This is a genomic window from Sphingobium phenoxybenzoativorans, from assembly GCF_001757355.1.
Lineage (GTDB): Bacteria > Pseudomonadota > Alphaproteobacteria > Sphingomonadales > Sphingomonadaceae > Sphingobium > Sphingobium phenoxybenzoativorans.
The window spans coordinates 1-5,809 of record NZ_MINO01000126.1; the positions used below are offsets into that span (position 1 = coordinate 1).

Sequence of the window (5,809 nt, forward strand, 5' to 3'; positions counted from 1 at the left end):
GGCCGTCGCGACGACCGCCGTCCCCGCGACGAGGAAGCCGGCGAGGAACTGATCGAGAAGCTGGTGCACATCAACCGCGTCAGCAAGACCGTGAAGGGCGGCAAGCGCTTCGGCTTTGCGGCTCTGGTCGTGGTCGGCGATGGCAAGGGCCGCGCAGGCTTCGGTCATGGCAAGGCCCGCGAAGTGCCGGAGGCGATCAGCAAGGCGACCGCCGCCGCCAAGAAGGCGATGGTCCGCGTTCCGCTGAAGGAAGGCCGCACGCTGCACCATGACGGCCTCGGCCATTTCGGCGCTGGCAAGGTCACTGTCCGTTCGGCGCCCGCCGGTACCGGCATCATCGCCGGTGGTCCGATGCGCGCCGTGTTCGAGAGCCTGGGCGTTGCCGACGTGGTGACGAAGTCCAACGGCACCTCGAACCCCTACAACATGATCCGGGCGACCTTCGAGGCGCTTGGTGAGCAGACCAGCCCGAAGTCGGTCGCGCAGCGTCGCGGCAAGAAGGTTGCTGATCTGCTCCGTCGTGGCGGCGCCTCTGCTGAGGTTGCTGCGGCTGACGCCGAAGCGATTGCGGAGTAACGGACATGGCAACCATCAAGATCAAGCAGATCGGTTCGCCGATCCGCCGCCCGGAAAGCCAGAAGAAGATTCTGATCGGCCTGGGCCTTGGCAAGATGCATCGCGTGGTCGAGCTTCAGGACAGCGCGGAAATCCGCGGCATGATCAAGAAGCTCCCCCACATGGTGGAAGTGATCGAGGGATAATTTCCCCGCGCACATGAAGAATAGGACGCAAGAGGGGGAAACCCCTCTTTCGTTTTTTTGGGAAGTGGGATATCGGCCCCTCCCGTCATCCCAGCGCAGGCTGGGATCTCAGTCGGCTAGGAAATACCGAGAGGGATTTTCTGGCCTCCCCCGGCCCCAGCCTTCGCTGGGGCATCGGTTCGATTGCGGAGCAATCGAACCTCGCGCGACAAAAGCGAAAGCGAGTGCACGACATGACTTTCAAACTGAACGACATCAAGGACAATGACGGCGCCCGCAAGGGCCGGATGCGCGTTGGACGCGGCATCGGCTCCGGCAAGGGCAAGACCGCCGGTCGCGGCCAGAAGGGCGCCAAGGCGCGTTCGGGCGTTGCCATCAACGGGTTTGAGGGTGGCCAGATGCCGCTCCACATGCGCATCCCGAAGCGCGGCTTCAACAACATCTTCGCCAAGGATTACGCGATCGTGAACCTGGGTGCGATCCAGAAGGCCGTCGATGAGGGCAAGCTGGACGCTAAGGCGACCATCGATCAGGCCGCTCTGCGCGCCGCCAACCTGTCGCGCGGCGGCAAGGATGGCGTCCGCCTGCTCGGCAAGGGCGATTTCTCCGCGAAGCTGACCTTCTCCGTCGCCGGCGCGTCGAAGGGCGCTGTCGAGGCGGTCGAGAAGGCTGGCGGCAAGGTCGAGATCCTGACCGTCGTCCCCGCCGCTGAAAAGGCCGCGGCGAAGAAGGGTTCGGCCAAGGCCGCCGCCAAGGCTGCCGGCAAGAAGTAAGCCCGTTCAAACGGCTTGAACGAACGACCCCGCTGCCCGATATGGGCCGGCGGGGTTGTTTGCTTCCGTCACCCCTGCGAAAGCGGGGTCCCGCTGCACTGGGGACAGAAGCGGGTTTGCCCGTGGCGACCTGTCGTTCCTGCCTTCGCAGGAATGACGTGTATGCTAGACGATCCGTATGCACTCCCTTAAGGGGGGCGAGTCCGGCGGGGTCTGTCCCGTCGCATTGAAGGTTATCCAAGAATGGCATCGAGAGCCGATCAGCTTGCATCCAATCTTAGCCTGGCGAAATTCAGCCAGGCGACCGAACTCAAGAAGCGCCTCTGGTTCACCTTCGGCACGCTGATCGTGTTCCGCTTTTTGAGCTTCGTGCCGCTGCCGGGCGTTGACCCGACCGTGCTGGCGGAGCTTTACAAGCAGACGCAGGGCGGCATCCTCGATATCTTCAATACCTTCTCCGGCGGTTCGCTGCAGCGCATGAGCCTCATCGCGCTCGGCGTCATGCCCTACATCACCGCATCCATCGTGGTGCAGCTCGCCTCGACCCTCTCGCCGCAGCTTGCCGCGATCAAGAAGGAAGGGGAGAGCGGCCGCAAGAAGCTCAACCAATATACCCGCTATGGCACGGTCGGCCTGACCGCGATTCAGGGCTATTTCATCGCCGTCGGCCTTGAAAGCTTCGGCGCGCAGTCCGGGCTGCAGGCGGTGGTGGAGCCGGGCATGCTGTTCCGCCTGACCGCGGTGGTCTCGCTGATCGGCGGCACCATGTTCCTGATGTGGCTGGGTGAGCAGATCACCTCGCGCGGCATCGGCAATGGCGTGTCGCTCATCATCATGGCGGGCATCGTCGCCCAGCTTCCCGTCACCCTGTCCAACCTGTTCAAGTCGGGCCGCGAAGGGTCGATCTCCGGCCTCTTGATCATGGGCTTCCTGATCCTGGTTCTCGCGCTGGTTGCCTTCATCTGCTTCATGGAGCGGGCGCAGCGCCGGGTGCTGATCCAATATCCCAAGCGCCAGACGCGCCAGGGCATGATGCAGGCGGATCGCAGCCACCTGCCGCTGAAGGTCAATACTGCGGGCGTCATCCCGCCGATCTTCGCCTCCTCGCTGCTGCTGATGCCGCTCACCATTTCGCAGTTCGCGGGGCAGACGGTCGCCGGCGACAGCAAGATGGGCGATTTCGTCCTGACGCTGAACCAGTATCTCTCGCACGGCAGCCCGGTCTATATGGCCCTGTACGGCCTTGGCATCGCCTTCTTCTGCTTCTTCTACACCGCGGTTGTGTTCAACCCGGAGGAGACGGCCGATAACCTGAAGAAGAATGGCGGCTTCATCCCCGGTATCCGTCCGGGCAAGAATACCGAAAATTATCTGGATTATGTGCTCACCCGCATCACCGTCATCGGCGCGGCCTATCTGGTCATCATCTGCCTGGTGCCGGAATTTCTGATCGCCCGCGCCGGCATTCCATTCTACCTTGGTGGAACTAGCTTGCTGATCGTGGTCAATGTAACGGTGGACACCGTGACCCAGATTCAAAGCCATCTGCTCGCCCATCAATATGGCGACCTCATCAAGAAGGCGAAGCTAAAGGGCCGCATGCGCTAAGGGGCCACCTGCCTCTTGGCGACGCATAACAGGGGAGATTTTGCGCGCATGAACATCATCCTGCTTGGCCCGCCGGGCGCCGGTAAAGGCACTCAGGCGACTCGCCTCGTGGACAGCCGCGGCATGGTTCAACTGTCCACCGGCGACATGCTCCGCGCGGCGGTGAAGGCTGGCACGCCGACCGGCGTGAAGGCGAAAGCGGTGATGGAGGCGGGTGAGCTTGTCTCTGACGAGATCGTGTCCGGCATCATCGGTGAGGCGCTCGACGCGCTCCCGGCGGCCACTGGCGCCATCTTCGACGGCTATCCGCGTACGGAGGCGCAGGCGCTCTCGCTCGACGACATCCTGTCCGACCGCAAGCGCACCCTCGACCATGTGATCGAGCTGGAAGTCGATGAGGACGCGCTGGTCGAGCGCATCACTGGCCGCTTCACCTGCGGCACTTGCGGCGAGGGCTATCACGACACCTTCAAGACCCCCAAGGTTGAGGGCGAGTGCGATAAGTGCCACGGCCATGAGTTCAAGCGCCGTCCCGACGATAATGAGGAAACCGTGCGCACCCGCATGGCCGAATATCGCGCCAAGACCGCGCCGATCCTGCCGATCTATGAGGCGCGCGGCATCGTCAGCCGCGTCGACGGCATGGCCGACATGGACGACGTGACCGTCGCCATCGCGGCGATCCTCGACGGGAAATAGGGATTGGGGGGCGGTAAGCCTCCCTCAGTCTCGCTGGCCCCTAAGCCCTGCGCGCCATAAAACGACCTTCGTGCTCCTGCGAAAGCAGGAGCCCAGGGTTCTGGACACAGCGCTTGAGGCTCTGGACTCCTGCTTCCGCAGGAGCATGCTGCATTTCGGAGCCATCAAACGGCGCAGGGGTTTGCCTCCGGGTGAGCCACGCCCCTCGCGACCGGCCCGCACAAGCCGCCGACCGCCCGCCACCTCTTGATCCCCCTCCCCATCGCGCCGATGCTCCCCGCAAAGAGGGGAGCATCATGATGCGAGTCGGTTTTTCATCCTGCGCGGCGCTGGCCTTGGCGATCATCGCGACGCCCGCCGCCGCGAAGGTCGCGTCCAGCAGCGACAGCGGCTTCGCCGTCTCCCACACCGCATCCGTAAAGGCGCCGCCCGCGACGGTCTGGGCCGCATTGCTGACGCCGGGCAAATGGTGGAACGGCGAACATAGCTGGTCGCAGGACGCCGCCAATCTGACCCTGGCCGCAAAGCCGGGCGGCTGCTTCTGCGAGACGTTGCCCAATGGCGGCTTTGCCGAACATGCCCGCGTGATCTTCGCCGCGCCGGAAAAGAGCCTGCGCCTGTCCGGCGCGCTGGGTCCGCTGCAGGGGGAGGCGCTGACCGGCACCCTCACCATCACCCTCGCCCCCGCATCCGGCGGCACGATACTGACCTTCGACTATGTCGTCGGCGGCTACGCCCGCTTCCCCCATACATCGATCGCCGCACCCGTAGACGGCGTGATCGGCGAACAGCATGCGCGGCTGGTGCGCTTTGTTGAGACGGGGAAGCCTTGAGCGGTCGGACGCCTGATCCCGATGGCGGACGGGGGCGGACATCATCGCCGCAATATAATCCCGCCATCCCAACACACTGCCGTCATCCTGGACTTGATCCGGGATCCATGAGCCTCAACCATTGCATGAATGCTCCATAGCAGAGCCAATGGATGCCCGTCCGGCCGCTTGCCCTTGGCGAACATTGTGGAACCAGCCGCTAGTTCCCGCTCGCCAGCGCCACGGCAAAGAGCAGGGCCGCCGCGCAGCCAAGGCCGCTCCTGACATTGTGGAGCTTCCCCCATTTCAGCAGCAGGGTCCGGCTTTCCGGCCCGGCCTGATCCGGCGTTATCGCCTTCAGGCGGTTGTTGACCGGCATGATCGCCAGAAGCGTGAACGGCCAATTGGCGAGCAGCACCAGGCTTCCCAGAACATAAAGCCATTCGCCCGACATATGCCAGGCGGCCAGTCCCGCCACGCCGCCGGCGATCGCCAGCCCGGATTGGATCGGCAAGGCCCGGCTATAGCTCGGCTGCCATTGCGCAAGAAGGGGGGCATCGTCCAACTGTAAACGCGCGGGATGCTCGACAAGACTGATATATCCCGCCGCGCCCGTGAAAAGCGTGGCGCAGACAAGAGCGGCGATCGACATCGGCAAGATGAATATCCTCGGCATGAGCCGGGAAGACGCCAATCCATAGCCAGCGTCTTCCCAAGCAGGTTGGGTCAACGCCGTGGCTGGGAAGAACCCCGTATCGGGGCGCAGGAGCTACCGACCTGCAACTCTATTTTCGGCATGGCATGTATCGCGGCATTGCCGCGGCTTGGCAAGTCCGAACGGGAGCTACCCCCGCAACACCGCCGCCCAGGCATAGCCGCGATACAGCGGCGTAAATTCCAGCGTCATCCGCCGCCGCTGCGCCACATCCTCCAGCACGGGCCTGAGGTCGCCGCGCGGCTGCACATGGAAATGCGCCAGCCAGGCGAACAGGCCGTTGCGGAACGCCGCCGGCAACCGTTCCTGCTGCCCGAAATCGACGATATGCATCGCGCCGCCGGGGGCCAGCGCATCGGCCGCCTCGTCGATCGCCAGCTCCCATCCGGGGATCATCGACAGCGTGTAGGACAGGAATATCCGGTCGAACCTCTCCCGCCC

7 protein-coding genes and 1 pseudogene are annotated in these 5,809 nt (G+C 64.0%); 6 read left to right on the forward strand and 2 right to left on the reverse strand.

Going from position 1 to position 5,809, the window contains the following annotated elements; all coding sequences use genetic code 11:
• From rpsE to BHQ40_RS23715, 6 genes are all read left to right on the forward strand, one after another.
• The coding region (gene rpsE / locus BHQ40_RS23690) for a 30S ribosomal protein S5 (protein ID WP_083277125.1) at nt 1-576 on the forward strand (576 nt) is incomplete at its 5' end.
• Nucleotides 577-581: 5 nt separating this feature from the next.
• Entirely contained in the window at nt 582-761 is a 180-nt protein-coding gene (gene rpmD, locus BHQ40_RS23695) for a 50S ribosomal protein L30 (protein WP_070158179.1), read from the forward strand.
• Between the two features lie 233 nt (nt 762-994).
• Nucleotides 995-1,534, forward strand: a complete 540-nt coding sequence (gene rplO, locus BHQ40_RS23700) for a 50S ribosomal protein L15 (protein WP_070158185.1) — start codon at nt 995-997, stop codon at nt 1,532-1,534.
• A gap of 243 nt (nt 1,535-1,777) precedes the next feature.
• Complete coding sequence (gene secY / locus BHQ40_RS23705) at nt 1,778-3,142, forward strand: preprotein translocase subunit SecY (RefSeq protein WP_070158180.1); 1,365 nt, start codon at nt 1,778-1,780, stop codon at nt 3,140-3,142.
• A gap of 48 nt (nt 3,143-3,190) precedes the next feature.
• On the forward strand, nt 3,191-3,841 hold the full coding sequence (locus BHQ40_RS23710; protein WP_070158181.1) for an adenylate kinase: 651 nt from the start codon (nt 3,191-3,193) through the stop codon (nt 3,839-3,841).
• A gap of 296 nt (nt 3,842-4,137) precedes the next feature.
• Complete coding sequence (locus BHQ40_RS23715) at nt 4,138-4,674, forward strand: SRPBCC family protein (RefSeq protein WP_070158182.1); 537 nt, start codon at nt 4,138-4,140, stop codon at nt 4,672-4,674.
• Nucleotides 4,675-4,873: 199 nt separating this feature from the next.
• Here the strand turns inward: BHQ40_RS23715 and BHQ40_RS23720 are convergent, their stop codons facing one another.
• A complete protein-coding gene (locus BHQ40_RS23720) occupies nt 4,874-5,305 on the reverse strand; it encodes an anthrone oxygenase family protein (protein ID WP_070158186.1) in 432 nt (143 codons plus the stop codon).
• A 192-nt stretch (nt 5,306-5,497) separates the two neighbouring features.
• A pseudogene (locus BHQ40_RS26405) lies at nt 5,498-5,809 on the reverse strand (SAM-dependent methyltransferase); the annotation flags it as partial.

Excerpts from the sequence above, each read along its gene's own strand:
- rpmD (WP_070158179.1), top strand. The coding sequence starts at position 582 with ATGGCAACCATCAAGATCAAGCAGATCGGTTCGCCGATCCGCCGCCCG.
- rplO (WP_070158185.1), top strand. The coding sequence starts at position 995 with ATGACTTTCAAACTGAACGACATCAAGGACAATGACGGCGCCCGCAAG.
- secY (WP_070158180.1), top strand. The coding sequence starts at position 1,778 with ATGGCATCGAGAGCCGATCAGCTTGCATCCAATCTTAGCCTGGCGAAA.
- BHQ40_RS23710 (WP_070158181.1), top strand. The coding sequence starts at position 3,191 with ATGAACATCATCCTGCTTGGCCCGCCGGGCGCCGGTAAAGGCACTCAG.
- BHQ40_RS23715 (WP_070158182.1), top strand. The coding sequence starts at position 4,138 with ATGATGCGAGTCGGTTTTTCATCCTGCGCGGCGCTGGCCTTGGCGATC.
- BHQ40_RS23720 (WP_070158186.1), bottom strand. The coding sequence starts at position 5,305 with ATGTCGATCGCCGCTCTTGTCTGCGCCACGCTTTTCACGGGCGCGGCG.